This is a genomic window from Micromonospora sp. DT46, assembly GCF_049841735.1.
In the GTDB taxonomy this organism is placed as follows: domain Bacteria; phylum Actinomycetota; class Actinomycetes; order Mycobacteriales; family Micromonosporaceae; genus Micromonospora; species Micromonospora reichwaldensis.
In genome coordinates this window covers 412,748-438,418 of sequence record NZ_JBNCKW010000006.1, presented here as the reverse complement: position 1 = coordinate 438,418, position 25,671 = coordinate 412,748, and the positions used below count along the sequence as shown (strand labels likewise).

Annotated in this window: 24 protein-coding genes and 1 pseudogene; 13 read left to right on the top strand and 12 right to left on the bottom strand. The window is 73.9% G+C overall.

Annotated features, from left to right (window positions below; all coding sequences use genetic code 11):
• Positions 1-12: 12 nt before the first annotated feature.
• From ACLQ20_RS19215 to ACLQ20_RS19190, 6 genes are all read right to left on the bottom strand, one after another.
• A complete protein-coding gene (locus ACLQ20_RS19215; protein WP_151452775.1) occupies positions 13-648 on the bottom strand; it encodes a DsbA family oxidoreductase in 636 nt (211 codons plus the stop codon).
• A gap of 20 nt (positions 649-668) precedes the next feature.
• Positions 669-1,097, bottom strand: coding sequence for a SufE family protein (locus ACLQ20_RS19210; RefSeq protein ID WP_425857022.1), 429 nt, complete (start codon positions 1,095-1,097; stop codon positions 669-671).
• Between the two features lie 74 nt (positions 1,098-1,171).
• The gene (locus ACLQ20_RS19205; protein WP_132235410.1) at positions 1,172-1,597 is read right to left on the bottom strand and encodes a CBS domain-containing protein; all 426 of its coding nucleotides are present in this window, start codon (positions 1,595-1,597) and stop codon (positions 1,172-1,174) included.
• A 56-nt stretch (positions 1,598-1,653) separates the two neighbouring features.
• Positions 1,654-3,423, bottom strand: coding sequence for a proline--tRNA ligase (locus tag ACLQ20_RS19200; protein WP_425857020.1), 1,770 nt, complete (start codon positions 3,421-3,423; stop codon positions 1,654-1,656).
• Positions 3,424-3,632: 209 nt separating this feature from the next.
• Complete coding sequence (locus tag ACLQ20_RS19195) at positions 3,633-4,136, bottom strand: roadblock/LC7 domain-containing protein (RefSeq protein ID WP_151452778.1); 504 nt, start codon at positions 4,134-4,136, stop codon at positions 3,633-3,635.
• Positions 4,133-4,504, bottom strand: coding sequence for a hypothetical protein (locus ACLQ20_RS19190; RefSeq protein WP_151452779.1), 372 nt, complete (start codon positions 4,502-4,504; stop codon positions 4,133-4,135). The genes ACLQ20_RS19195 and ACLQ20_RS19190 overlap by 4 nt, the downstream gene beginning before the upstream one ends.
• Before the next feature lie 423 nt (positions 4,505-4,927).
• Between ACLQ20_RS19190 and ACLQ20_RS19185 the strand changes: the two genes are divergently transcribed.
• The 3 genes from ACLQ20_RS19185 to ACLQ20_RS19175 all read left to right on the top strand — a co-directional run bounded on the left by ACLQ20_RS19185 (position 4,928) and on the right by ACLQ20_RS19175 (position 7,112).
• Positions 4,928-5,695 (top strand): SGNH/GDSL hydrolase family protein, encoded by a 768-nt coding sequence (locus ACLQ20_RS19185; protein WP_151452780.1) that lies wholly within the window; start codon positions 4,928-4,930, stop codon positions 5,693-5,695.
• A 3-nt stretch (positions 5,696-5,698) separates the two neighbouring features.
• On the top strand, positions 5,699-6,145 hold the full coding sequence (locus ACLQ20_RS19180; RefSeq protein WP_425857016.1) for an imidazolonepropionase-like domain-containing protein: 447 nt from the start codon (positions 5,699-5,701) through the stop codon (positions 6,143-6,145).
• A gap of 64 nt (positions 6,146-6,209) precedes the next feature.
• Positions 6,210-7,112, top strand: coding sequence for a sulfurtransferase (locus tag ACLQ20_RS19175; protein WP_151452782.1), 903 nt, complete (start codon positions 6,210-6,212; stop codon positions 7,110-7,112).
• A 69-nt stretch (positions 7,113-7,181) separates the two neighbouring features.
• Here the strand turns inward: ACLQ20_RS19175 and ACLQ20_RS19170 are convergent, their stop codons facing one another.
• The 3 genes from ACLQ20_RS19170 to ACLQ20_RS19160 all read right to left on the bottom strand — a co-directional run bounded on the left by ACLQ20_RS19170 (position 7,182) and on the right by ACLQ20_RS19160 (position 9,642).
• Entirely contained in the window at positions 7,182-8,363 is a 1,182-nt protein-coding gene (locus ACLQ20_RS19170; protein WP_425857013.1) for a hypothetical protein, read from the bottom strand.
• A complete protein-coding gene (locus tag ACLQ20_RS19165; RefSeq protein ID WP_425857010.1) occupies positions 8,360-8,905 on the bottom strand; it encodes a SigE family RNA polymerase sigma factor in 546 nt (181 codons plus the stop codon). The genes ACLQ20_RS19170 and ACLQ20_RS19165 overlap by 4 nt, the downstream gene beginning before the upstream one ends.
• Before the next feature lie 158 nt (positions 8,906-9,063).
• A complete protein-coding gene (locus ACLQ20_RS19160) occupies positions 9,064-9,642 on the bottom strand; it encodes a TetR family transcriptional regulator (RefSeq protein ID WP_425857007.1) in 579 nt (192 codons plus the stop codon).
• 106 nt (positions 9,643-9,748) lie between these two features.
• On the opposite strand from ACLQ20_RS19160, the gene ACLQ20_RS19155 reads away from it, so the two are divergent.
• Together ACLQ20_RS19155 and ACLQ20_RS19150 are read left to right on the top strand one after the other, a co-directional pair.
• The gene (locus ACLQ20_RS19155; RefSeq protein WP_327030057.1) at positions 9,749-10,912 is read left to right on the top strand and encodes an FAD-dependent oxidoreductase; all 1,164 of its coding nucleotides are present in this window, start codon (positions 9,749-9,751) and stop codon (positions 10,910-10,912) included.
• A 73-nt stretch (positions 10,913-10,985) separates the two neighbouring features.
• Positions 10,986-11,546: a VanZ family protein gene (locus tag ACLQ20_RS19150; protein ID WP_425857004.1), complete on the top strand. Its 561-nt coding sequence runs from the start codon at positions 10,986-10,988 to the stop codon at positions 11,544-11,546.
• On the opposite strand, the gene ACLQ20_RS19145 is transcribed toward ACLQ20_RS19150, so the two are convergent.
• Positions 11,446-12,708: an MFS transporter gene (locus ACLQ20_RS19145; protein ID WP_425857001.1), complete on the bottom strand. Its 1,263-nt coding sequence runs from the start codon at positions 12,706-12,708 to the stop codon at positions 11,446-11,448. The genes ACLQ20_RS19150 and ACLQ20_RS19145 overlap by 101 nt on opposite strands.
• Before the next feature lie 132 nt (positions 12,709-12,840).
• Here ACLQ20_RS19145 and ACLQ20_RS19140 point away from each other — a divergent pair, with 132 nt between their 5' ends.
• From ACLQ20_RS19140 to ACLQ20_RS19130, 3 genes are all read left to right on the top strand, one after another.
• Positions 12,841-13,464 carry a TetR/AcrR family transcriptional regulator gene (locus ACLQ20_RS19140; RefSeq protein WP_327030060.1) on the top strand — a complete coding sequence of 208 codons (624 nt, stop codon included), beginning with the start codon at positions 12,841-12,843 and terminating at the stop codon, positions 13,462-13,464.
• Between the two features lie 78 nt (positions 13,465-13,542).
• Positions 13,543-14,910, top strand: a complete 1,368-nt coding sequence (locus ACLQ20_RS19135) for an acetyl-CoA carboxylase biotin carboxylase subunit (RefSeq protein WP_425856997.1) — start codon at positions 13,543-13,545, stop codon at positions 14,908-14,910.
• Positions 14,911-15,102: 192 nt separating this feature from the next.
• Entirely contained in the window at positions 15,103-16,023 is a 921-nt protein-coding gene (locus ACLQ20_RS19130) for a hydroxymethylglutaryl-CoA lyase (protein ID WP_425856994.1), read from the top strand.
• A gap of 53 nt (positions 16,024-16,076) precedes the next feature.
• On the opposite strand, the gene ACLQ20_RS19125 is transcribed toward ACLQ20_RS19130, so the two are convergent.
• Positions 16,077-16,637: a snapalysin family zinc-dependent metalloprotease gene (locus ACLQ20_RS19125; protein ID WP_151455979.1), complete on the bottom strand. Its 561-nt coding sequence runs from the start codon at positions 16,635-16,637 to the stop codon at positions 16,077-16,079.
• A 207-nt stretch (positions 16,638-16,844) separates the two neighbouring features.
• On the opposite strand from ACLQ20_RS19125, the gene ACLQ20_RS19120 reads away from it, so the two are divergent.
• The 3 genes and pseudogenes from ACLQ20_RS19120 to ACLQ20_RS19110 all read left to right on the top strand — a co-directional run.
• Entirely contained in the window at positions 16,845-18,377 is a 1,533-nt protein-coding gene (locus ACLQ20_RS19120; protein WP_425856990.1) for an acyl-CoA carboxylase subunit beta, read from the top strand.
• Between the two features lie 106 nt (positions 18,378-18,483).
• Positions 18,484-19,638: an acyl-CoA dehydrogenase family protein gene (locus tag ACLQ20_RS19115; RefSeq protein WP_121397345.1), complete on the top strand. Its 1,155-nt coding sequence runs from the start codon at positions 18,484-18,486 to the stop codon at positions 19,636-19,638.
• Positions 19,639-19,789: 151 nt separating this feature from the next.
• Positions 19,790-22,384: pseudogene (locus tag ACLQ20_RS19110) on the top strand (ATP-binding protein); the annotation flags it as partial.
• 301 nt (positions 22,385-22,685) lie between these two features.
• Here ACLQ20_RS19110 and ACLQ20_RS19105 read toward each other — a convergent pair.
• Positions 22,686-23,195, bottom strand: coding sequence for a MarR family winged helix-turn-helix transcriptional regulator (locus ACLQ20_RS19105; protein WP_151455976.1), 510 nt, complete (start codon positions 23,193-23,195; stop codon positions 22,686-22,688).
• A gap of 103 nt (positions 23,196-23,298) precedes the next feature.
• On the opposite strand from ACLQ20_RS19105, the gene ACLQ20_RS19100 reads away from it, so the two are divergent.
• Positions 23,299-23,880, top strand: coding sequence for a YceI family protein (locus ACLQ20_RS19100; RefSeq protein WP_151455975.1), 582 nt, complete (start codon positions 23,299-23,301; stop codon positions 23,878-23,880).
• 307 nt (positions 23,881-24,187) lie between these two features.
• A complete protein-coding gene (locus tag ACLQ20_RS19095; protein WP_311410012.1) occupies positions 24,188-25,666 on the top strand; it encodes a glutamate--cysteine ligase in 1,479 nt (492 codons plus the stop codon).
• The last annotated feature ends 5 nt before the right edge of the window (positions 25,667-25,671 follow it).

The following is a 25,671-nucleotide window of genomic DNA, read 5'->3' as shown; positions in this document are numbered from 1 at the left end:
GCCGTGGACGGCTCAGTCGGCTTCGGCCTCGCGGCGGTCCACCTCGGCCAGGGCGGCGAGCAGCGTCTCCGGCTCCTGGGCGCCGGTGACCGCGTACCGGCCGGCCAGCACGAAGGTGGGCACGCTGGTCACCCCGATCTGCCGGGCGGTGGCCAGCTCGTCGGAGAGTTCCGCCACCCGCTCGTCGGAGTCGAGGAAGCGGCGCGCCTCGGCCGCGTCCAGGCCCACCTCGGCGGCGAGCGCGGCGAGCGCGTCGCGGGAGCCGACGTCGACGCCGTCGGTGAAGTGGGCGCGGTAGAGCGCGTCGACCGTCTCCGCGGCGCGTCCCCGGTCGGTGGCCCAGGCGACCAGGCGGTGCGCGTCGAAGGTGTTCGCCGCGACCGCGCGGTCGAAGTCGAGCTTCAGGCCGACCTGGGCCCCCACCTCCGTCACCTGACCGAACATCTGCCGGACGCGGTCCGGCCCGCCGAACTTCGCGGCCATCGCGTCGACAAGTGGACGCGGCTCCGGCACCGGCGACGGGTCGAGCTGGAACGGCCGGTAGCGGACGGTCACCTCGCCGTCGTACGACTCCAGGGCCTGCTCCAGCCGACGCTTGCCGATGTAGCACCAGGGGCACACGACGTCGGCGTAGATCTCGATCTCCATGTCGGGTGACAACCCTCCGCCTAGCTGGTCTGTTCCCGGACCTGCCGCTTGAGCCGGGCCAGGATGGCCGTGCCGCCGCGCACCCGCAGCGGGCTGATCGCCTGGGCCAGGCCCATCCGCTGGTAGAGGTCGTCGGGCACGGCGAGCACCTCGTCCGCGGTCGCCCCGGCCAGCCCCTCGGCGAGGATGCCGGCGAACGCGCGCGTGGTGGGCGCCTCCGGCGGGCAGTCGAACAGCGTCTCCACCGTCTTCTCCGGGGTGACCCGGGCGCGCAGGAAGAACGCCGTCTGGCACTCCGGCACCTGCTCCATGCCCTCCCGGTCGGCGGCGTCGGCGGACAGCGGCGGGATGACGTCGGCGTACTCCAGCAACATCTCCAGCACCACGTCGCGGGGCGCGGCGGCGAACTCGTCGACGATCTCGGAAAGCCTGGCCGGCATGGATGACATGCCCCCGAGGCTACCGCCGCCGACAGGGGACCCCTCCTGCGCCACGGGCGTCAGGAAGGGCCCTTCCGCCCACCTCAGACGGTGGGCGCCTGCTCGCTGATGTCGCTCAGCGCCGAGTGGGGATCGAGCTGCATCGCGAGGTCACCGAGGGAGACGATGCCGACCAGCTTGCGCTCGCTGTCGCAGACCAGCACCCGTCGGATGCCCCGCTCCCGCATCAGGGCCGCCGCCTCCGCCGCGGTCGAGTGCTGCTCGATCATCACCACCTCGCGGGTGATGATCGAGCCGATCGTGGTGGTGGCCGGGTCGCTGCGCTCGGCCACCGCCCGGACGACGATGTCCCGGTCGGTGAGCATGCCGGCGAGGGTGGCGCCGTCGGTGACCACCACGTCGCCGATGTCCGCCTCCTTCATCACCCTGGCCGCCTCGTCCAGGGTGGTCTCGGCCGGCAGGTAGATGACCTGCTTCGTCATCACGTCGCTGACCCGGTAACCGGTCATGAGAGCCTCCAGAACGCATTCAGTCGATCGGACTGCGGTACCCCGTGACACGTTCGCTACACCACGTTCCCGCGCTCCCGGTGTACCTGGTCGACCAGCCGGTCCGCCACCCCGTCGACCGGCAGTTCGACGCGCTCGCCGGACGCCCGGTCACGCAGCTCGACGTACCCCTCGGCGAGACGGCGGCCGACCACGACGGCGCGGGGGATGCCGATCAGCTCGGCGTCGGTGAACTTCACCCCGGCGGAGACGTGCGTCCGGTCGTCGACGAGCACCCGCAGGCCGGCGGCGGCGAGCCGCCCGCCGAGCTCCAGCGCCGCGTCCAGCTGCGGCCCCTTCCCGGCAGCCACCAGGTGTACGTCGCACGGCGCGACCGCCGTCGGCCAGACGAGTCCCCGCTCGTCGTGGTGCTGTTCGGCGATCGCCGCGACCGCGCGGGACACCCCGATCCCGTAGCAGCCCATGGTCGGCCGGACGGGCTTGCCGGCGGGACCGAGCACGTCGACGGCGAAGGCGTCGGTGTAGCGGCGACCGAGCTGGAAGATGTGCCCGATCTCGATGCCCCGCCGCATGGTCAGCTCGCCGGTGCCGCACGCCGGGCAGGGGTCGCCGGGGCGCACCTCGGCGGCCTCGACCGTGCCGTCCGGCTCGAAGTCCCGGCCACAGACCACGCCCGTCGCGTGCCGGCCCGGCTCGTTCGCGCCGGTCAGCCACGCGCTGCCCGGCACGACCCGGGGATCGGCCAGGTAGCGGATGCCCAGCTTCGCCATCACCTGCGGGCCGATGTAGCCACGGACCAGCTCGGGTCGGGCGTCCCAGCCGTCGAAGACGTCCACGGTGGCCGGGGCGACCGCCGCGCCGAGCCGCTTCAGGTCGACCTCGCGGTCGCCGGGCAGCCCCACCACCAGCAGCTCGGCCTCCTGCACGCCGGGACGGCGCAGGGCGAGCACCACGTTCTTCAGGGTGTCGGCGGCGGTCCAGTCGTCCCGACCGCCCAGACGGCGGGCGTTGGCCAGCTCGACCAGGCTGGCGATGGTCGGGGTCTCGGGGGTGTCGTGCACCTCGGCCGGCGGCTGGGCGTCCGGGTCGCCGGCCGGCGGGGCGGGCGTGGTCACCGCCTCCGTGTTGGCGGCGTAGTCGCAGGCGGTGCAGCCGACGAAGGTGTCCTCGCCGACGGGCGTCGCGGCCAGGAACTCCTCCGACGCCGAACCGCCCATCGCCCCGGAGGTGGCGCGCACGATCGTGTGTTCCAGCCCAAGCCGGTCGAAGATCCGTCGGTACGCGCCGCGGTGCCGCTCGTACGCCGCCGCGAGGCCCGCCTCGTCGAGGTCGAACGAGTAGGCGTCCTTCATCAGGAACTCGCGCCCGCGCAGCAGCCCGGCGCGCGGCCGGGCCTCGTCCCGGAACTTCGTCTGGATCTGGAAGAGCGTCACCGGGAAGTCCCGGTACGAGGTGAACAGGTCCTTGACCAGCAGCGCGGCCAGTTCCTCGTGGGTGGGCGCCAGCAGGTGCTCCGCGCCGCGCCGGTCGGCGAGGGTGAAGATGTCGTCGCCGTACTCCGTCCACCGGCCGCTGGTCCGGTAGGGCTCGGCCGGCAGCAGCGCCGGGAAGTGCACCTCCTGGTCGCCGATCGCCGTCATCTCCTGCCGGACCACCTCGGTGACCCGGTCCAGCACCAGCTTGCCCAGCGGCAGCCAGGTGTAGCCGCCCGGTGCGGCGCGACGGATGTAGCCGGCGCGCAGCAGGAGCCGGTGGCTCGGCACCTCCGCGTCGGCCGGGTCCTCGCGCAGGGTCCGGAGCAGCAGGGTCGACATGCGTAGCAGCATTGGCGCAGCGTACGGGGGCCGGTGGCGGGACGACGATCCATTTCGGGTACGGCGTCAGCCCGGTTCCTGCTCGCCGTCCGCCGGCGCGGCGGGCAGCGGTCGTCGGCGACCTGACCCGGTCGACGCGGCCCGCGCACCCCTCCGACTGTTCCAGCGGGACGGACACGGCGCCGGCGGCCGGGCGGAACGCCTTGTTCCGCCCGGCCGGCTCAGCGGGCGCCGTGACCGGCGAGCGTGACCTGATCCAGCAGGCCGGCGAGCCGTTTGGCCACCGGCGGGGCGTGCAGGTGCAGCCGGGCCACGTTGATGCTGTCCTCGCCGACGACAGCGAGCAGCGCCTGCGAGCTGACCGCGTAGACGCTCAGGTAGCCGCCGGCGTTGCGGACGGTGGACTGCTGGAAGTCGCCCTGCCCCAGCCGCAGCCCGACCTGCCGGCCCAGCCCGTACGTGGTGGCGGCGAGCGCCGCCAGGTCGTTCGGGTCGACGTCGGTCTGCAGGTTGTGGGTGATGAGCAGGCCGTCCACGCCGCCGAGGACGCAGCCGTGCACCCCGGGGATCTGGAGGCGCAGCTCCGACAGCTCGTGCCCGATCGCCGGGTACGGCAGCGACGTGTTCCCGGCGAGCGACGGGGGCAACGACCGGGGTGGCGGAAGGGTGCCCGTGCGTGCGGTGCGGCGGGGCAGTGGGGTCTCGGTGTCGTCGATCCCGCTCACAGCTCCAGGCTCTCCTCGATGCTGCGCAGCTGGTGACGTGCCATCGCCAGGTTGGCGCGGCTCTTGCTCACCATCAGGTAGAGGAAGAGCCCCTTGCCGGTGCGGCTGGTCACTGGGCGGATCAGGTGGTACTGCGTGCCGAGCGTGATGAGGATGTCCTCGATCTCGTCGTTCAGGTTGAGCATCTCGATGGTGCGCAGCTTGGCGCGGACGACATCGGTGTTGCCGGCGGCGGCGACGGTCAGGTCGATCTCCCCGGTTCCGCCCGCCACGCCGAGGGTCATCCCACTGTTGTAGTCGACGAGTGCGGCGCCGATCGCGCCGTCGATGCTCATCGCGGTCTTCAGTGCCAGGTCGAGGTTCGACACGCTGCATTCTCCCAGGACGTGCGGGCGGCGTCGCCGTCTGCAGTGCAGAGGGTGACACGGCGGTGACAAGTGTTACAACCTCGTTAAAAAGGCTTGGACGAGGCTCGCACACCGGAGGCCGCAGCGCACCTGCTGGCAACGCCATCCACCTGACCGGACCGTGCCGGTCGGCCGGCAGTCCCCGCAAATAGGACGCTCCGACGGATGGCCGACAGCGCCATCGAACTTTTCAGCTCGGGCGGGGCACGGCCGGTGCATCCTGCCACGATCCCGCCGTCCACGATGACCTCCGCCACGTTTGTTCCTCGGTCCCCCCGCCACCGGCCCTCCTGGTGAAGACTGTCCCGCGTCGGGAAGGACCCTTGCCCCACCGGAAGCGATGACGAGGCGCCCTTCCCTGCCGCATGTCGGAGGGATGATCAGGTGCGCTGGCGCAGTTACGTGGCGGTCGGGGACAGCTTCACCGAGGGCATGGACGACGCGTACCCGGACGGCAGCTACCGGGGCTGGGCGGACCTGGTGGCCACCCGGCTGGCCGCCGGGGCCGGCCCCGACTTCCGGTACGCGAACCTGGCCATCCGGGGCAGGCTCTTCCCCGGCGTGGTGGCCGAGCAGGTGCCCGCCGCGCTTGCCATGAAGCCCGACCTGATCAGCTTCGCGGCCGGCGGCAACGACGTGCTCCGCCGCACCTTCGACCCGGATGCCCTGGTCACCCGCTTCGACGACGTGGTGCGCAGGCTGCGCTCCGGCGGCGCCGACGTGGTCCTCTTCCGGTTCGCCGACGTGATGGCCCGGCTGCCCGGCCAGCGCCTCGTCGCGCCCCGGGTGCAACTGCTCAACCGGGCCGTCGGCGAGACCGCCGAGCGGCACGGCGCCATTCTGGTCGACCTGTACGCCGACGACGCGTACCTCAACCCGATGCTCTGGAGCACCGACCGGCTGCACCTGTCGGAGGCCGGGCACCGACGGGTGGCCGCGCAGGTGCTCAACGCGCTGGGCGTCGGCTGCGACGAGGAGTGGCTGATGGTGCCGCCCCACCCGGCGCCGACGCCCTGGCTGGCCGCCCGCGCCGCCGACCTGCGCTGGGCCGGGCGGCACCTGGCGCCGTGGATCAAGCGCCGGCTCACCGGCCGCTCCTCCGGCGACACGGTCACCGCCAAGCGCCCGTCGCTCGGCCCGATCACCGACTGAGTCGTGCTCACCCTGCACACCGCGCCGCTGCTGCGGACCGCGCCCGACGCCCCGCCCACCCCGGGGGCCGCCGTCGCGGTCCGGGCCGACCGGATCGTCGCGGTCGGACCGCTGGCCGAGCTGACCGAGGCGTACGCCGGGGCCCGGATCCGCCGCTGGCCCGGCACGCTCGGGCCGGGGCTGGTGCACGACGGGCCGCTGCCGGCCGCCGACACTCCCCGCGAGCGGGTGCACGCGCTGCTGCGCCTCGGGGTGACCGCCGTGCTGGCCGGCCACCTGACCGATCCGGCGCTGCGGGCCGCCGTGGAGCGCAGCGACCTGCTGGTGCTGCCCGCCACCGCACCGCCGACGCTGGCTCCCGGTGGGCGCGCGGACCTGTCGGTCCTCGACGCCGACGGCGCCTGCCTGGTGACCGTGGTCGCCGGCCGGATCGCCCACCGCCGCGCCTGACCGTCCGGCGACGCCGTTCCCGATGGTCGGTCACTGGCCCGCGATGCGGCGTACCTTGGGGATCATGTCTGTGCCGAGCGATCCCGATCCCCGACTCCAGTCGTACGCGGACCCGCAGCGGTTGGTCACCACCGAATGGTTGGCCGAGCACCTGGGCGACGAAGGGCTCGTCGTCGTCGAGTGCGACGAGGACGTGCTGCTCTACGACACCGGCCACATCCCGGGCGCCGTGAAGGTGGACTGGCACACCGAGCTGAACGACCAGGTGACCCGGGACTACCTGGACGCCGAGCGCTTCGCCGAGTTGTGCGCCGCAAAGGGCATCGGCCGGGGCGACACGGTCGTCTTCTACGGCGACAACTTCAACTGGTGGGCCGCGTACGCCCTGTGGGTGTTCACGCTCTTCGGCCACCCGGACGTGCGGCTGCTCGACGGCGGCCGGCAGAAGTGGGTCGCCGAGGGCCGCGAGACGACCCGGGACAAGCCGGCCCGGACCCGCGCCGACTATCCGGTGCCGCAGCGCAACGACGCGCCGGTCCGGGCCTACCGCGAGCAGGTGATGGCGCACGTGGCGGCGGGCCGTCCGCTGGTCGACGTCCGGTCGCCGGGCGAGTACACCGGCGAGATGCTGCACATGCCGGACTATCCGCAGGAGGGCGCGCTGCGCGGCGGGCACATCCCGGGCGCGGTCAGCAAGCCGTGGAAGTCCGCCGCCAACGACGACGGCACGTTCAGGTCGGCGGACGAGCTGCGCGCGATCTACGCCGACCAGCTCGGGCTGAGCCCGGACGACGACATCGTGGCCTACTGCCGCATCGGCGAGCGGTCGAGCCACACCTGGTTCGTGCTGCGGCACCTGCTGGGCTACCCGCAGGTGCGCAACTACGACGGCTCGTGGACCGAGTGGGGCAACCTGGTCCGGGCCCCCGTCGTGAAGGGCGACCAGCCCGGCGGCCTGGCGGGCTGACGCGTCGGCCGGTCCCCGCGCGCCCGCCACGGTCGCACGGGGATCGGCCGTGCCGTGGTACGGGACAGGTCAGCCGGCGGAGAGCGACACCGCCCCGAACAGGTTCCGCGTCACGCCCGTGATCTCGCGGGTCTCCGGCCGCCAGCGCAACAGTCCGCCCGGGTTGTGGCGCAGCAGCACCGCGCCGTCGGAGTCCCAGCCGAGCACCTCGCAGCAGCCCTTCCAGCGGTCCCGGCCCAGGTCGAGCAGATGGGTCACGATGCCGGTGTCGGCGTTCAGCAGCGCGACGCCCTCCAGCCCGCCCATCGTGCCGGTGGTGATCCAGCCGGCGCGAGTCACCCGGTTTCCGCGCTGCCAGCCCCGCCCGTAGAACTCGTCGACCCGGTGACCGGGCGGTAGCGCGCGGAAGTCGACCCGGCGGATGCTCCGGTACGTCTCGTCGTGGCTCCACCGGACCTCCGTCAGGTTCGGTGGCGTGCCGCCCAGTTCGAGCGGGACGTTGGGCGGGGCCGCCGGGTCGGGCGTGACCGCGTCCCAGGGAGACACGGGCAGCTTCCGGGCGGCGCCCGTGCCACGGTCCAGCTCGTACGTGGTGTCGTCGTCGCCGACGAGCAGCCGGTCGCCGGACCAGAGGACGTGCTCCAGGTAACCCTTGAGCGGGTGGCGGCGTACGGCGGCGGTGGTCAGGTCGACCACGATCACCTCGTCGGTCTGGGCGAAGGCGGCCGTCCGTCCGTCCGGGGAGAGGCTTCCGCTCTTCAGCGGCACCGCCTCGTTGCCCCCGGAGTCGCGGGTCGGGGCGGGGGTGACCACGTCGAGGTCGCGTACGACGCCGTCGTCGCCGAGCACCCGGATCCGGCCGGCGACGCCGGTCCCGGGGTCGATCGGCTGGTGCAGCGCCAGCGCCTTGCGTACCGGGCGGGCCGAGAGCGTCGCGCCGACCGGGTCGCCGAGGCGACCCAGCGGGTGCCCGGGATAGGCCAGGTCGGCCGGGGGCGTCTGCACGGGTACGGGGTGCGGGGTCGGGTTCCGGTCCGGTGTCGCGGTGGTGGCCGATGGTGGCGGCGCGGCGGGGCGCAGGGCCAGTGCCGTACCGCCGGTGAGCAGGGCGACCGCGAGCACGGTGGCGCCGGCGGCACGGCGGGTACGACGTACCCGGCGGGCCCGTTCCCAGCCGGTCGTGGCGGGGTGCGCCGGCCGGACGTCCTCGGCGGCGACGGTGAGCAGCCGGTGCAGTTCCTTTTCCCTCACGGGTTCACCTCCATTCCGGTGACCAGGCCGCCGCCGGGCCGCCCCTCGTCGCGTCCCAGCTCCGGCGCGATCTCCCGGAGCCGGCGCAGCGCCGCGTGGCACTGGCTCTTGACGGTGCCGACGGTGACGCCGAGCGCCTCGGCGGTGGCGGCCTCGGTGAGATCCTCGAAGTAGCGCAGCACCAGCACGGCCCGCTGCCGGGGCGGCAGGTGACCGAGCGCGTCGTGCAGCGCGAGCCGCAGTGCCCCGTCGCCCTCGGTCGTGGCCCGCTCCGGCGGGTACTCGCTCAGCCACTCCCGGCGGCGTCGGCGCCACCAGGAGACGGCGTCGCGGTAGAGGATGGTCCGCACGTACGCGGCCGGGTCACCGTGCCGCACCGAGGGCCAGCGCAGGGCGAGCTTGAGCAGGGCGTCCTGGAGCAGGTCCTCGGCCTGGTGCCGGTTGCCGCAGACCAGGTAGGCCGCGCGCAGCAGCCGGTGCTGGTGGCACTCGACGAAGGTGACGTAGCCGTCCCGCCCGTCGTCGGTCGTCGGCGGTCCCATCCGCCCTCCCCTCCGGCCGGCCGTCGCGTGTCACAAGACAGACGCACCGGGGCCGGAGAAGGTTGGGTGGCCGTTTGCCGGAATCCGGACGGCGGCGGCGCGACCGACGCGGTACCGACGGTCACGCCCCGGATCCCGCGCTGATGGGCGGCGCCCGGTCAGGCGTCGGGCGCACCGCACAGGTAGCGCTGGATGGTCGGCGCGACCCAGGCGACCAGCTCGGCCGGGTCGGCGTCGACCACCGGGGGCAGCCGGAGCACGTACCGGGTCAGCGCCAGGCCGAGCATCTGGCTGGCGACCAGCCCCGCCCGCCGGGGGGCCTGCGCCGGTTCCGGGACGACCCGGGCCACCGCCGTGGTGAGCTGGTCGGCGAAGATGCCCCGCATCCGCTCGGCGGCGGCGTGGTTGGTGGCGGCCGTACGCAGCAGCGCGGCCATCGTCCCGTCGGTCTCCCACCGGTCGACGAAGTGCCGGACCAGCAGCTCGCCGAGCCGCTCGGGTGGCGTGTCGGCCAGCTCGGGCAGCCGCAGGTCGAACTCGGCCGCCGCCGCGAAGAGCCCCTCCTTGCTGCCGTAGTAGCGCATCACCATCGACGGGTCGATCCGCGCGTCCGCCGCGATGGCCCGGATGGTCGCCCGGTCGTAGCCGTCGGCGGCGAAGCGTTCGCGGGCGGCGCGGAGGATCGCCGCCCGGGTGGCGTCGGAGCGGCGGGTACGGGTCGGCGCGGCGTCGGTCATGCCCACGACCGTATGCCAACGCCTGTTGACACTCCAGCGCCGGGAGAACTACCGTTGCCAACAATCGTTTGCCAACAGGTGTTGGCATGAGCGACGGAGGTCGGCGATGCTGCCCACGAGCACGGACGTCCTGGTGGTGGGTGCCGGCCCGACCGGGCTGACCGCCGCGCTGACCCTCGCCCGGCGCGGGGTCGGCGTGACCGTGGTCGACCGGCTGGACCGGCCGGCGCGGACCTCCCGGGCGGCGGTGGTGCACGCGTACACCCTGGAGACGCTGGACCGGATCGGCGCCGGCGCCCCGCTGGTGGCGCGCGGCCTGCGGTCGCCGGGCTTCACGGTCCGCGACCGCGACCGGGCGCTGCTCACCGTGCCGTTCGACACGCTGCCCTCCCGGCACGCCTACGCGTTGATGGTGTCCCAGTCGGTCACGGAGGAGGTGCTCGCCGGGCAGCTCGCCGCGCTCGGCGTCCCGGTGCTGCGCCCGTACGAGATGACCGGGCTGGCCCCCGACGCGGCCGGCGTGGTCGTCAACTTCGCGGGCGGCGCGACGGTCCGGGCCCGCTACCTGGTCGGCGCCGACGGGATGCACAGCACGGTTCGGGAGCGGGCCGGAATCGGCTTCGCCGGCCCGGCCGGCGGCGAGGAGTCGTTCGTCCTCGCCGACGTCCGACTGGAGAGCGCGCTGCCCCGCGACCGGGTGTCCCTCTTCCTGGCCCGCTCCGGCCCGCTGGTCTGGGCGCCGCTGCCCGACGGGGTGGTCCGGCTGGTCGCGGCCGTGGCGGAGGCTCCGGCCGCGCCCGACCAGGCCCACCTCCAGGCGCTGCTCGACGAGCGCGGGCCGGCCCGCCGCCCCGACCGGGTGACGGAGGTGCTCTGGGGCTCCCGGTTCCGGATCCACCACCGGATCGCCGACACCTTCCGCAAGGGGCCGGTGCTGCTCGCCGGCGACGCCGGGCACGTGCACAGCCCCGCGGGCGGGCAGGGGATGAACCTCGGCATCGTGGACGCGGTCGACCTCGGTGACACGCTCGCCGACGTGCTGGCCGGCGCGCCCGACGGGCTGCTCGCCGCGTACGCGGCCCGGCGCCGCCCGATGGCCGGGGAGGTGGTGTCCCTCGCCGCCCGGCTGACCCGGCTCGCCACCCTGCCACCGGCCGCCCGGCCGGCCCGGAACCTGCTGTTCCGCCTGCTCGGCGCCGTGCCGCCGGCCCGGCACCGGATCGCGATGCGCCTCTCCGGCCTGCACCACCGCGACGGGACGCGCGGCTGACCTGCCCGGCGGATCGCGCGGCCGGGCCGCCCGGTGGATCAGGCGAGACGGGGCGCGCGGCTAGGCTGCCCCGGTGGGTCAGGTGTGGCGTGACTGGGGTGGCGTGCTGCTCGCCGTGGCCGCCGGGCTGCCCCTGCTGGCCCTCCTCACCGCCGTGCTGGCGCGCCACCGGCGCGACGCCGCGACGGTCGGGGAGTCGTGGCGGCGCAGCGTCGCCGAGGTGGGCGCGGTGGCCGGCACCCTGCCGTGGGTGTGGATGATCCTCACCCCCCGGCCCGCGCCCCGGCAGGTCGACCCGGTGCCGCTGCGCGACCTGGCCGACCTGCTGACCGGGCCGCCGGCGACCGCCGTGGTCCAGGTCGTCGGCAACCTGCTGGTCTTCGCCGCGCTGGGCTTCTTCGCCCCGGTACGCCTGGCCGCACTGGCCGGCGTCGGCCGGCTGTTCCTGCTCGGGGCGGCCGGTTCCGTGCTGGTCGAGTCCCTCCAGTACGCGCTCGACCTCGGCCGGGTCTCCTCGGCCGACGACGTGCTGCTCAACGCGACGGGCGCCGCCCTGGCCGGGCTGCTGTCGCGACGCTGGTGGGCCCGGCGGCCGGTGCCGGCGCGGCCGGTCGCAGCGTCCGCCACGCCGTGAGGGTGACCAGCACGAAGACCCCGGCCACCGCCGCCGCCACCGGTCCCACCCCGTACGCCGCGCCGGCCATGCCCGCGAGGGCCGCCCCGACCGGCGCGGTGAGCAGGCCGACCATCCGCTGGGCGGCGCCCACCCGGCCGAGCAGGGCGGGCGGCACGTGGCGCTGCCCGTACGAAACCCACAGGCCGTTCCACACCGTGGTGCCGGCGGCGAACACGGCCAGCGCCAGCCCGCCGGGCACCGGGTGCCGGGCCAGCGCCAGCCCGGTCAGCGCGACGGCCTGGCCGGCGAGCACGACGCGCAACGCGGGCACCGTGCCGAGCCGGGCGGCCAACCGACCCGCCCCTAGCCCACCGGCGAGCCCGCCGAGGACCGCCCCCGCGGCGAACAGCCCGTACCCGGCCGGCGGCACCCGCAGCACGTCGAGCGCGTAGAGCACCAGCACCGCCATCAGCCCGCTGATCGCCAGGTTGCTCCCGGCGGTCGCCACGGTCAGCCGCCACAGCATCGCGTCCCCGCGCACCCATCGCACCCCCTCGACGCCCTCCCGCCACACCGACCGCCGCCCGGGGCTCGCGCGGGGGCGGGGCGGGACGGGACGAAGGGCGAGGGTCAGCAGGGCGGCGCAGAGGAAGGTGAGGGCGTCCACGGCGAACGGCAGCGGGGCGGCCAGGGCGAAGAGCACGCCGGCGGCCGGGGCGCCGAGGAAGCCGCCCGCCACCGCCGAGCCGGCCTGGAGGCGGCCGTTGGCTCGGGGCAGCGCGGCCGGCGGCACCACGGACGGGAGCATCGCGAACGAGGCGGCGTCGAAGAGGGTGCCGAGCGCGGCGAGCAGGAAGGCCACGGTCACCAGCGCGGCGACGCCGGCCCGGTCGAGGGCGACCGCGAGGGCGAGGGCACCGATCACGGCGGCGCGCAGGCCGTCCACCACCGCCATCGTCCGGCGGCGGTCCCAGCGGTCCGCGTACACGCCGCCGAGCAGGCCGAACAGCAGCGGCGGGAGCTGCCCGGCCACGGTCACCGCCGCGATCACCCGGGGGTCGCGGGTCAGCGTCGCGGCCAGCAGCGCCAGTGCCGGCGTACGCAGGGCGTCGCCCAGGCGCGAGGACACGGCGGCGGACCAGAGCAGTCGGTAGTCGCGGCCGAGCGGGGGTGCGGTCATGCCGGCGACCCTTCGGGCTCGACCGGGTCGAGGGTCAAGGGGCCCGGACCTGGCGTCCCGGGCGGCGGACGTGAGCCAACCGACGGGTAGCGGAGGCTCCACGCCGGGCCGGTCGAGGTCTACGCTTGCCCGGTGACGGTCGAGCAGCAGGCACGGGGCAGGGCGAACGGTGCCGCGGGGTCGGCCCGGCGCCGGTCCCGCAAGGACGAGATCCTGGAGATCGCGGTCGGCCTCTTCGCGTCCCGGGGCTACCACGGCGTCTCGATGGACGACATCGGCGCGGCCGCCGGGGTCACCGGCCCGGCGCTCTACCACCACTTCGCGGGCAAGGAGGCCATGCTGGTCGCCGCGCTGATCCCGGTCAGCGAGGAACTGCTGGCCGGCGGCCAGCAGCGGTCCGCCGGCCACCCCGACGACCCGCGCGGCGCGCTGGAGTCGCTGATCGACTTCCACGTCGACTTCGCGCTGGCCAACCCGGCGGTGATCGCCCTGCACCTGCACGAGCTGGACCGCCTCCCCGACGAGCCGCGCCGCCGGATCCGCCGGCTCCAGCGGCTCTACGTCGAACAGTGGGTGACGGTGCTGACCACGCTGCACCCGGGCATGCCCGACGGCGAGGCGCGGGTGCTGGCCCACGCCGCGTTCGGCCTGATGAACTCGACGCCGTTCCTGGGCGGCGAGGTGGACCGGCGCCGCCGGGCCGAGCTGCTCCGCGCCGCCACCCTGGCCGCCCTCCTGGCCCACCCCGGTTCCTGAACCGGGGGCAACTCGTCAGTAACGTTCCGGCCGTGGTTCCCTAGCACCCGTCCCCACCCCCGGACGCTGGAGGGAAACATGATCGAGTCGCTGCTGGTCGCCAACCGGGGCGAGATCGCCCGCCGGATCATCCGGACCGCCAGGCGGCTCGGCATCCGCGCGATCGCGGTGCACTCGGAGGCCGACGCCGGCCTGCCGTTCGTGACGGAGGCCGACGAGGCGGTGTGCGTGGGCCCGGCCAACCCGGCCCAGAGCTACCGCAACGTCGAGGCCATCCTCGCCGCCGCCAAGTCGACCGGCGCGCAGGCGATCCACCCCGGCTACGGCTTCCTGTCGGAGAACGCCGACTTCGCCCGTACCGTCGAGGCGAGCGGGCTGATCTGGGTCGGGCCCGGCGCGGACGCGATCACCGCGATGGGCGACAAGATCAACGCCCGGAACCTGATGGCGGCGGCCGGCGTGCCGGTCGCGCCCGGCACCACCGACCCGGCGGCCGACCTCGACGCGGCGGTCGTCGCGGCGGCGGAGATCGGCTACCCGGTGATGGTCAAGGCCGCGGCCGGTGGCGGCGGCATGGGCATGGGCGTGGCGACCGAGGAGGCCGCGCTGCGCACCGAGTACGACAAGGTGCGCTCCTTCGCCGAGCGCATGTTCGGCGACGGCTCGGTGCTGATCGAGCGGTACTTCCCCCGGGTGCGCCACGTCGAGGTGCAGATCCTCGGCCTGGCCGACGGCCGGGTGATCGCCCTCGGCGAGCGGGAGTGCTCGGTGCAGCGGCGCAACCAGAAGCTGGTCGAGGAGTCGCCGTCGCCGGCGGTCTCCCCGGAGCTGCGCGAGCGCATCCTGGCCGCCGCCGTGCGTGCCGGCGAGGCGGTGGGCTACCGCAACGCGGGCACGGTCGAGTGCCTGCTGGTCCCGCGCCAGCGGGACGCCAGCGGTGACGGCCCGGCTTCCGAAGAGTTCTACTTCCTGGAGATGAACACGCGGCTTCAGGTGGAGCACCCGGTCACCGAGCTGGTCTACGGCGTCGACCTGGTCGAGGAGCAGCTGCGGGTGGCCGCCGGCCTGGCGCCCACCTTCGACCCGGACGCGCTCGCCCCGCGCGGGCACGCCATCGAGCTGCGGATCAACGCCGAGGACCCGAAGCGCTTCCTGCCCGGCCCCGGCGTGATCAAGACCTGGGTGGAGCCGACCGGCGAGGGCGTCCGGGTGGACTCGGGCTACGTCGAGGGCAACACCGTCACCCCGTTCTACGACAGCCTGATGGCCAAGCTCATCGTCAACGGCGCCACCCGCGCCGAGGCGATCGAGCGCGCGAAGGCGGCGGTGGCCGCCTTCCAGCTGGCCGGCCCGAAGAACAACCTCCCCTTCTTCGCCGAACTCCTGGAGAACGAGGAATTCCTCTCCGGCGACTACGACACGGCCATCGTCACCCGAATGCGCTGACCCCCACCCTGCCTCCCACCCCCCCACCCCGCCCCGGTCCGCCCGGGGTCCCGCCCCGTTGATCATGAAGTTGTTGCCCTCGGCCGCGGCGTGTCATGGCGACAACTTCATGATCAACCGGGGTGGGGCGGTGGAGGGGGTGGGAGGCTGGAGGGGACATAACAGCTCTGCGTCACAGTGAGGTGACCCCTTATGGCGGAAATGCCGAACTCCGTGTCGATCCGGGAGGTCGGGCCGCGCGACGGGCTCCAGAACGAGGAGCCGATCCCGACCGAGGCCAAGGTGCGGCTGCTCGACGCCCTCTCCGGCACCGGCGTGCAGCGGATCGAGGCCGTCTCGTTCGTGCACCCGAAGGCGATCCCGCAGATGGCCGACGCCGACGAGGTGTGGCAGCGGGCCGCGAAGGCCGACGGCGTGCGCTACTCGGCGCTGGTGCCGAACACCCGGGGCGCGCAGCGGGCCCTGGCCGCCGGCTTCACCGAGATCGAGGTGGTGGTCTCGGCCAGCGACACGCACAACCGGCGCAACGTCAACCGCTCCACCGACGAGTCGCTGGACGACATCGCCGAGCTGATCGACCTGCTGCACGGCGCCGGCGCGCAGGCCGAGGTGATCGTGGCGACCAGCTTCGGCTGCCCGTACGAGGGGGACACCGACCCGGCCCGGGTGGCCGCCATCGTGGACCGGGTGGTCCGCGACGGCGCCGACCGGGTGGCCTTCGGCGACACCACCGGCATGGGTACGCCCCGACGGGTCCGCGAGCTGCTGACGGCGGTACGCGACCGCAACGCGCACGTCCCCGTGCTGCTGCACTTCCACAACACCCGGGGCACCGCGCTGGCCAACATGCTCACCGCGCTGGAGCTGGGCGTGACCGAGTTCGACGCCAGCGTCGGCGGCCTCGGCGGCTGCCCGTACGCGCCGGGGGCCAGCGGCAACCTGGCCACCGAGGAGGCGGTGCACATGCTGCACGACATGGGCGTCGACACCGGCATCGACCTGGACGCCCTGGTCGAGGTGGCCGAGCTGGCCGAGGAGCTGGTCGGCAAGCGGCTCCCGTCGGGGGTGCTCCGCGCCGGGCCGCGTACCCGGCTGACGCCGCTGCCGGGCTGACCACACGCGGGAGGGGCCGGCACGACGCCGGCCCCTCCGTCATGCCCGGTCGGTCAGCCCACCGTGGTGAGCATGCTCGGCCAGCTGTCCTGGAAGATCTGCGACCCGGCGCGGTTGGTGCTGAGGGTGCCGGCGAAGAGGTTGGTGACCCGGTTCGCCTCGGTGGTGCTCGGGTACGGGTTGGTGCAGCTGGTGCCGGCGCTGCCGCCGGACATCAGCAGCGCGCAGTTGCCGTTGTAGTTGTCGGGCAGGCCGAGGATGTGCCCGATCTCGTGGGTCATGATCCGCAGCGGGCTGTACTGCTGGGCCTGCTGGGTGTCGATGTAGACCCGCCCGTTGCCGAGGCTGGTCCGGACGGCGTACGAGCCGCCGCCGGTGATCTGGTAGATCCGCAGGTTGGAGCCGCAGTTCGCCGTGAGCGTCAGGTTCGACGTGGCGTTGTTCCAGATCGAGGCGGCCTGGTTGGCGGTGCCGGCGAAGCTCCCCGCCTGGCTGGTGTTGTAGCAGATGGTCATGGCGGCGGAGGCGGGTGACGGGTTGGCGACCGTGACGCCGAGGGTGGCCAGTGCCGTCGCGACGAACGCGACCGCGAGCCGGTTGAGCCGTGAGGTCATCGTTGACTCCAATCCGGGAGGAGGGGTGTCAGGAGCGTAGCCCTATAAATTCATGATTTTCAATGCCTATCGGCCGGGTGCGGCCGGGTGGCGTCTCCTCCGTCGGCCGTGGGTCGCCGGGGGGTGGGGGGATGCGCTAGCCTAACGATCGTTCAGGTCAGTCGGTCCGCCCGCGAGGTGACCGGCTCAGGTGGCGAGGGAGTCGGCGTGACGCTCGACGGTGAGGCACTGGAGCAGCTGCGCAAGCGGGCCCGGGCCGGCGGTGCGGACAAGTACCACGCGGCGAACGCCGCCAAGGGCAAGCTCTTCGCCCGGGAGCGGGTCGCGCTCCTGGTCGACGAGGGCTCCTTCGTCGAGGACGGCCTCTACGCCAACGCGATGGCCGAGGGCCTCCCCGCCGACGGCGTGGTGACCGGCACCGCCACCATCGACGGCCGCCCGGTCTGCCTGATGGCGAACGACTCCACGGTCAAGGCCGGCAGCTGGGGCGCCCGCACCGTCGAGAAGATCATCCGGATCATCGAGCGGGCCTACTCGACAAGCGTGCCGATGGTCTACCTGGTCGACTCGGCCGGCGCCCGGATCACCGACCAGGTCGACCTCTTCCCCGGCCGCCGCGGCGCCGGCAAGATCTTCTGGAACCAGGTCCGCGCCTCCGGCTCCATCCCGCAGGTCTGCGCCCTGTTCGGGCCGAGCGCGGCCGGCGGGGCGTACATCCCGGCGTTCTGCGACGTGGTCGCCATGGTCGACGGCAACGCCAGCATGTACCTCGGCTCCGACCGGATGGTCGAGATGGTCACCGGCGAGAAGACCACGCTGGAGGCCATGGGCGGCGCCAAGGTGCACTGCGCCGAGTCGGGCGTCGGGCACTTCCTCTGCAAGACCGAGGCCGACGCGCTCGACGTGGTGCGGCGCTACCTGTCGTACCTCCCGACCAACTGGACGCAGGCCCCGCCGGCCGTGCCCGCCGTCGCGGCGCCGGAGAAGGCCGACCTGGCCGCGCTGGTGCCGGCGAGCGAGCGGCAGGCGTTCGACATGCGGCGGTACGTCAAGGGCCTGCTCGACGACGGCTCCTTCTTCGAGATCCAGGCGCTCTGGGCCAAGGAGCTGACCATCGGCTTCGGCCGGCTCAACGGCGAGGTCGTCGGCGTGGTCGGCAACAACTCGATGTTCAAGGGCGGGGTCCTCTTCGTCGACTCGGCCGACAAGGCCACCCGCTTCGTGCAGCTCTGCGACGCGTTCAACGTGCCGCTGCTCTTCCTCTCCGACGTGCCCGGGTTCATGGTCGGCAGCGCGGTGGAGAAGCAGGGCATCATCCGGCACGGCGCCAAGATGATCACCGCGATCTCGGAGGCGACCGTACCCAAGACCTGCGTGGTGGTCCGCAAGGCGTACGGCGCCGGCCTCTACGCGATGGCCGGTCCCGGCTTCGAGCCGGAGGCCACGATCGCGCTGCCCACCGCCAAGATCGCCGTGATGGGCGCGGAGGCGGCGGTCAACGCGGTCTACGCGAACAAGATCGCCGCGATCGGGGACGAGACCGAACGGGCCGCGTTCGTCGCCGCGAAGCGCGAGGAGTACGAGCGCGACATCGACGTGGTCCGGCTCGCCAGCGAGCTGGTCGTCGACGCGATCGTCGAGCCGCACGAGCTGCGCGCGGAGCTGGTCCGCCGGTTCGCCGCCGCCCGCACGAAGGAGCGGCACTTCTCCCGGCGCCGGCACGGCGTCACCCCGGTCTGATCCCGCCGCCGGCCCCACCCGGCCGGCGCGGGCCCGCACCGCACCAGCGACCCGTCCGTTCCCGGCGTCACGAGCGCCCGGCGGCCCATCCACACAGGAGGATTCCATGGACTTCCGGCTCACCGAGGAGCAAGAGGCGCTGCGGGAGAGCGTGCGGGAATTCGCGCGCGAGGTGGTCGCCCCGGTCATCGCGGAGCACTACGAGAAGCACACCTTCCCGTACGAGGTGATCCGGCAGATGGGCAAGATGGGTCTGTTCGGCCTGCCCTTCGCGGAGGAGCACGGCGGCATGGGCGGCGACTACTTCGCGCTCTGCCTCGCCCTGGAGGAGCTGGCCCGGGTCGACTCCAGCGTCGCCATCACCCTGGAGGCGGCGGTCTCGCTGGGCGCGATGCCGATCTACCGCTTCGGCACCGACGAGCAGAAGGCGACGTGGCTGCCGAAGCTGCTCAGCGGTGAGGCGCTGGCCGGCTTCGGGCTGACCGAGCCGGGCACCGGATCGGACGCCGGCGGCACTCAGACCCGCGCGGTGCTCGACGAGTCGACGGACGAGTGGGTGATCAACGGCTCCAAGGCGTTCATCACCAACTCGGGCACCGACATCACGGCGCTGGTCACCGTCACCGCGGTCACCGGCACCCGCCCGGACGGCGCCAAGGAGCTGTCCACGATCATCGTCCCCTCGGGTACGCCGGGCTTCACCGTCGCGCCGGGCTACTCGAAGGTCGGCTGGAACGCCTCGGACACCCACGAGCTGACCTTCGACGACTGCCGGGTGCCGGCCGCGAACCTGCTCGGCGAGCGCGGCCGGGGCTTCGCCCAGTTCCTGCGCATCCTCGACGAGGGGCGGATCGCCATCGCCGCCCTGGCCGTCGGCCTCGCTCAGGGCTGCGTCGACGAGTCGATCCGGTACGCGAAGGAACGCCAGGCGTTCGGCCAGCCGATCGGCAACTACCAGGCGATCCAGTTCAAGATCGCCGACATGGAGATGAAGGCGCACACCGCCCGGCTGGCCTACTACGACGCGGCGGCGCGAATGCTCGCCGGCGAGCCGTTCAAGCGGCAGGCCGCCATTGCCAAGCTGCACGCCAGCACCATCGCCGTGGACAACGCCCGCGAGGCCACCCAGATCCACGGTGGCTACGGCTTCATGAACGAGTACCCGGTGGCCCGCTTCTGGCGCGACTCCAAGATCCTGGAGATCGGCGAGGGCACGTCCGAGGTGCAGCGCATGATCATCGCGCGCGATCTGGGCATGTGACGGCGACGGGTCCGCTGGCGTCGAGGCAGTCGCCTCCGCGCCACCGGGCCCGCCCGGTGTGACCGGTCCGCTGTCGGATATCCGCGCCGGGGCGTCGGCAGGGCGACGCTCGGCTGCCGTCGGTCGTACCCCGTCCGTACCCTTCCTGCCCATGACGCCGGATCATGATCGTTCGCCGCATCCGGGCGGTCGTGCCGGGCTGCCGGAGCTGTTGCGCGGGCACCGGCTCGCCGCCGGCCTGACCCAGGCCGAGCTGGCTGGCCGGGCCGGTGTGGGCATCCGGACCGTCCGCGACCTGGAGCGGGGCCGCTCGTCCCGGCCGCAGCGCACCACGGTCGAGCTGCTCGCCGGCGCGCTGGAGCTGGCCGGAGCCGCCCGGTCGACGTTCCTGGCCGCCGCCCGGGGGCCGGTCCCGGCCGCCGCGCCGGCCACCACCCGCGGCGCCCCGCCGGCCCGCGTCGACCTCGACCACCACGCCGGTACGCCGGCCGCGCTCCCGCCCCCGGTCGCGCTGGTCGGCCGGGACCGTGACCTGACCGAGCTGGTCGGGTTGTTCACCGACGGGCGCGGGCCCCGGCTGGCCAGCCTGGTCGGGCTGGCCGGCGTGGGCAAGACCGCGCTGGCCCTCTCGGTGGTCCACGCGGTCGCCGACGACCATCCCGGCGGGGCGGCCGGAGTGCTCATCGGCGAGGGCTCGGACGCGGCCGACGTGCTCTCCGCCTCGGTCGCCGTCTTCGGTGTCGCCCGGCTGCCCGAGCTGAGCGCCCGCCTCGCCGGCCGGCCGGCGCTGCTGCTCGTGGACGCGGCCGAGCGGGCTCCCGACGCGGTCGCCGAGACGGTGCACCGGCTCGCCGGGGCGGTGCCGTCGCTGCGGGTGCTGGTCACCGGCCGGCACCCGGTCGGCCTGCCCGGGGAGCGGGTGTGGCCGGTCGCCCCGCTCGACGTACCGCCGCCGGGCAGCGAGCGGGAGGGCCCGGCGGCGCTGGCCGACTATCCCGCCGTGGCTCTCTTCACCGCCCGGCTCGCCCAGGTCCGCCGGGAGCCGCCCGGTCCCGCCGAGCTGCCCGCCCTCGCCGCCCTGGTACGCCGCCTGGGCGGGCTCCCGCTCGCCATCGAGCTGATGGCGGCCCGGGGCCGGATCCTCGACCTCAACGAGCTGCTCGACCGGTACGGCGACCGCGTCCTCGACCTGACCACCTCGTCGGGGGCGGCCGGGCGGCCGGGCTGGGACAGCACGGAGCCGGGCCGTCCGGAGAGCCCACGGGCGGCGGTGGCGGAGACTCTGCGGGACGCGGTGGCCGTCAGCTACCGCCTCCTCGCCCCCGACGAGCGGGCCGCGTTGCGCCGGCTCGCCGCGTTCGGCAACCGCTGGTCGGTCGAGCTGGCCGAGGAGATGCTCGCCGATCCCGCCGACCGGGACGGGACGGTGGTCGTGGACCCGGTGCCGCTGCTCGACCGGCTCGTCGAGCTCGGTCTGCTCAGCGTCCGGGGCGCCGGGCCGTTCCGGTTCCGCCTGCTCGACGCCGTACGGGACTTCGCCGCGGAGCAGGCGACCGGCGCGGGCGAGCTGACCGCGATCCGGCGCCGGCACGCGCAGGTCGTCGCCCGGCTGGTGGCGCGGACCGCGCCGGAGCTGGTCGGGGCCAACCTGCCGGCGGCGGTGCACCGCCTGGACGAGGTGTCCGGCGACATCAGCTCCGCCCTGGCGCACGCCGCCGTCGACGACCCGTTGACCGCACTGCGGTTGGCGGCGTCGCTGTCACGGTGGTGGCGGTTCCGGGGGCGCGACGTCCCCGGCAGGCAGTGGCTCCGGCGCCTGCTGGCGGATCCGCGTACCGCCGATGTCGACCCGGTGCTGCGGGCGTGGGCGTTCCTCGGGGTGGCCCGGCTCGCCGCCGAGCACGGCGCCGGGGCCGAGGAGTTGCCGGCCGCGCGGCGGGCGTTGGCCGCGTTCCGGGACGCGGGCGACGTCACCGGGGAGTTGGAGGCGCGCTCGGTGCTCTGCGCGCTGCTGATCGCCCTCGGCGAGCACGACGAGGCGCGTACGCAGGCCGAGGCGGTGTTGGCGCTGGCCGTCCGGCACGGGCGGGCCCGCGACATGACGGTGGCGCAGAACAACCTCGCCTGGCACGACATCCGGGTCGGTGACCTGGCGGCCGCCCGGCGCCGGCTGGCCGCGGTCGACCGGCTCGCCGCCCAGGGCGGGGAGCAGCGGCTGCGGGTGCTCGCGCGGGCCAACCTCGCCGAGGTGTCCCGCCTGGAGGGCCGCTACGCCGACGCCGTCGACCAGGGCCGGCGGGTGGTGGCGGCGCTGGCGGACGTCGGCGACCCGGGCCACCGTCGCCGGGTGCTCGGCACGGTGGGGCTGGCGCTGGCCCGCGACGGCCGGTCCGCCGAGGCGGCCGAGGTGCTGGCCGAGCTGCGCCCGCCCCCGGTGCCCCGCGCCGAGGAGGTCTGGTCGCCCGGGCGCCTGCCGGGTGCGCCGACGCCCGGGGCACGCCCGGAGGACGGGATCTGCGCGCTGATCGAGGGGAACCTGGCCCTGTGCCGGGGCGACCGTGAGCTGGCGGCGGAGTGGTTCGCCGCGGCGGCGGAAGCGGGCGTCGACGGCCAGGACCGACGTGACGTGGTGGAGGCGCTGGTGGGGCTGGCCGCCAGCTCGGGCGACCCCGGCGTGCTGGACCGTCTCGACCGGGCCTGCCGGCAGAGCGGTGTCCGGCTGCTGCCGCACGAGGAGGAGCAATTGCGCCTGTGGAGGGCGGGCCGGAACGGGTGGCCCGTCGGCGACGGCGTCGGTCGTCGCGTGGAGGGCGTGGCGCAGAGCGAGTGGAGCGCGTTGCGCAGAGCGACCGGGGGTGACGCGGGCGACGAAGCCCCTCTTGCTACCCCTCGCTCGTCGCCCGCGCCATCACCCCCCGGTGCGTCCCCACTGCCCGAAGACTAGCCACCGCCCGCACGCCGGCCCGTCCGGTTTGAACGTCTATCGTCCCGTGGGCGCGGCAGTTCTGCCGCTCTTTCTGCCGGTGCCGAGCGGGCCCGGGAACGGGTCAGGAGGGCGTGACCGTCTCGTCGCAGTCGGCGGCGGATCCGGTGCTTCCGGCGGTGGCGCCGGGGTGCACCGCGTCCCGGACCCGACGCAGCCCGTCGAGCAGGGCGTCCAGGGCCGCCGGCTCGAGCTGGCCGGTGAACCACTGCTCGATGATCCGTAGGTGCCCGGGCAGGGTCTCGTCGAGGCGTTGCAGGCCGGTGGCGGTGACCACGGCGAACGAGCTGCGCCGGTCGGAGGGGCAGGCGCGGCGGGTGAGCAGCCCGTCGCGTTCCATCCGGTCCACCACGCGGGTGACGCCGCTCGTCGAGAGCGAGGTCTGGGCGGCGAGGTCGGTCATCCGTAACTGGTTGCCGGGTGAGCGGGCGAGTCTGGTCAGCACCTCGAACTCGACCGGTGAGAGGCCGTGCTCCTCGAACTGGGCGGCGAACCGGGCCGAGAGCCCGGCGTGCGCCTCGACGAGCAGGCCGACAGCGGTGATCCGGGGGTCGTCGAACACGTTCTGGTCCACGCGCCCATCGTAGCAGTACTTGACACGAGGAATATTGCTGTGCCTATAGTTGCTGCGACAGTCGTTGGGCTACTAAACAACTTCCCCCACGGAGGGCAGCTTCATGACCAGCAGCACCGCACCGGTTACCCGCGACTGGGACGGCCTCACCATCCCGACCGCCGGCACCTACCTGCTGGACGCCGCGCACAAGCGCGTGGGCTTCGTCGCCCGGCACATGATGGTCAGCAAGGTACGCGGTGAGTTCGCCGACGCCAGCGCCACCATCACCGTCGCCGAGGACCCGATGCAGTCCTCGGTCAGCGCCACCATCCAGGCGGCCACCATCAACACCAACCAGGCCGACCGGGACGCGCACCTGCGCAGCCCCGAGTTCCTCGACGCCGAGGCCTTCCCGACCCTGGAGTTCCGCAGCACGGCCGTGAAGTCCCGCGACGGCAACGAGTTCGTCCTCTCCGGCGACCTGACCATCAAGGGCGTCACCCGCCCGGTCGACCTGGAGGTCGAGTTCGAGGGCGTGGGCCGCAGCCCGTTCGGGCAGGACATCTTCGGCTTCTCCGCCTCCACCGAGATCGACCGTGAGGACTTCGGCCTGACCTGGAACGTCGCCCTGGAGACCGGGGGCGTGCTGGTCGGCAAGAAGATCAAGATCGAGATCGAGGGCGAGGCCGTCCGCCAGGCCTGATCCGCCGTACCGCTTCCGGGCCCGCGCCGCGTCACGGCGCGGGCCCGACGCGTGTACGTAGGGTGGAAGTCACCGACCGGGTGCGATTTGTCACGACTCATTCGCGGACCGATCTGGTGCCGGGCAGCGCCGGCTGGGTAGAGATGCCGCCGGGAGCGCGTCCGCCGACCGGAGTACGGTCGTCCCGGCCGTGGGACCGCCGCGACCTCCTCTGGTCCCGGCGATGCCGACACTCCTAACGTGGAGGGGTTCACCACGCGCTTACCGGGCCGGTACGGTCCGACTGCGCCTCGCGCCGGGAGGAAACATGGGCAGGGACGTCGAGCAGGGCGCCTTCTCCCGGGAGGACCGGGTCCGCTACCGACAGAAGGTCCGGCGGTGCCTGGACGTCTTCGCCCTGATGCTGGACGACTTCGGCTTCGACGCCGACCGGCCGATGACCGGGCTGGAGATCGAGCTGAACCTGGTCGACTCGGCGGCCGAGCCGGCGATGCGCAACGACCAGATCCTCGCCGACATCGCCGATCCGCTCTTCCAGACCGAGCTGGGCCAGTTCAACCTGGAGCTGAACGCGCCGCCCCGGCTGATCGAGGGCGACGGCTTCGCCGACTACGAGCAGGACCTGCGCGGCAGCCTCTCCCGCGCCGACGAGCGGGCCGCCAAGTCGGACGCGAAGATCGTCCTGGTCGGCATCCTGCCCACCCTCACCGAGCGTCACCTCGTCGAGGACAACCTCTCCACCAACGAGCGGTACCGGGTGCTCAACGACCAGATCGTCGGCGCCCGGGGCGAGGACATCGAGCTCGACATCCGAGGCGTCGAACGCCTCCAGACCCACACCGACTCGATCGCCCCCGAGGCCGCCTGCACCAGCCTCCAGTTCCACCTCCAGGTCGCCCCGGACAGCTTCGCCGACTACTGGAACGCCTCCCAGGCCATCGCCGGGGTGCAGGTGGCCGTCGGGGCCAACTCGCCCTTCCTCTACGGGCGGCAGCTCTGGGCGGAGACCCGCATCGCCCTGTTCGAGCAGGCCACCGACACCCGGCCGGACGAACTGAAGGCGCAGGGCGTACGACCCCGGGTCTGGTTCGGCGAACGCTGGATCACCTCGATCTTCGACCTCTTCGAGGAGAACGTCCGCTACTTCCCGCCGCTGCTGCCGATCTGCGAGGACGAGGACCCGGTCGAGGTCCTGCACGGCGGCGGCGTGCCGGAGCTGGGCGAGCTGCGCCTGCACAACGGCACCGTCTACCGGTGGAACCGGCCGGTCTACGACATCATGAACGGCCGCCCGCACCTGCGGGTGGAGAACCGGGTGCTGCCGGCCGGCCCGACCGTGGTCGACATGCTGGCCAACGCCGCCTTCTACTTCGGGCTGGCGCGCGGGCTGGCGGAGTCCGACCGGCCCATCTGGAGCCAGCTCACCTTCAGCTCCGCCGAGGAGAACTTCCACGCCGCCGCCCGGCGCGGCATGGACGCCGTCCTGCACTGGCCCCGCCTCGGCGAGGTGCCGGTGACCAAGCTGGTCCTGGACGTCCTGCTGCCCAAGGCGGCCGCCGGGCTCGACCGGTTCGGGGTGTCCCCGGCCGAACGCGACCGGCTGCTCGGCATCATCGAGCAGCGCTGCCGTACGGGCCGCAACGGCGCGGTCTGGCAGACCGAGGCGGTCTGGGCGGCCGAGCGGCACCGCGGCATGGACCGGGGCGCCGCCCTGCACCACATGGTGCAGCGCTACGCCGAGCTGCAACGCAGCAACGAGCCCGTGCACACCTGGCCCGTCGACTGACCGTC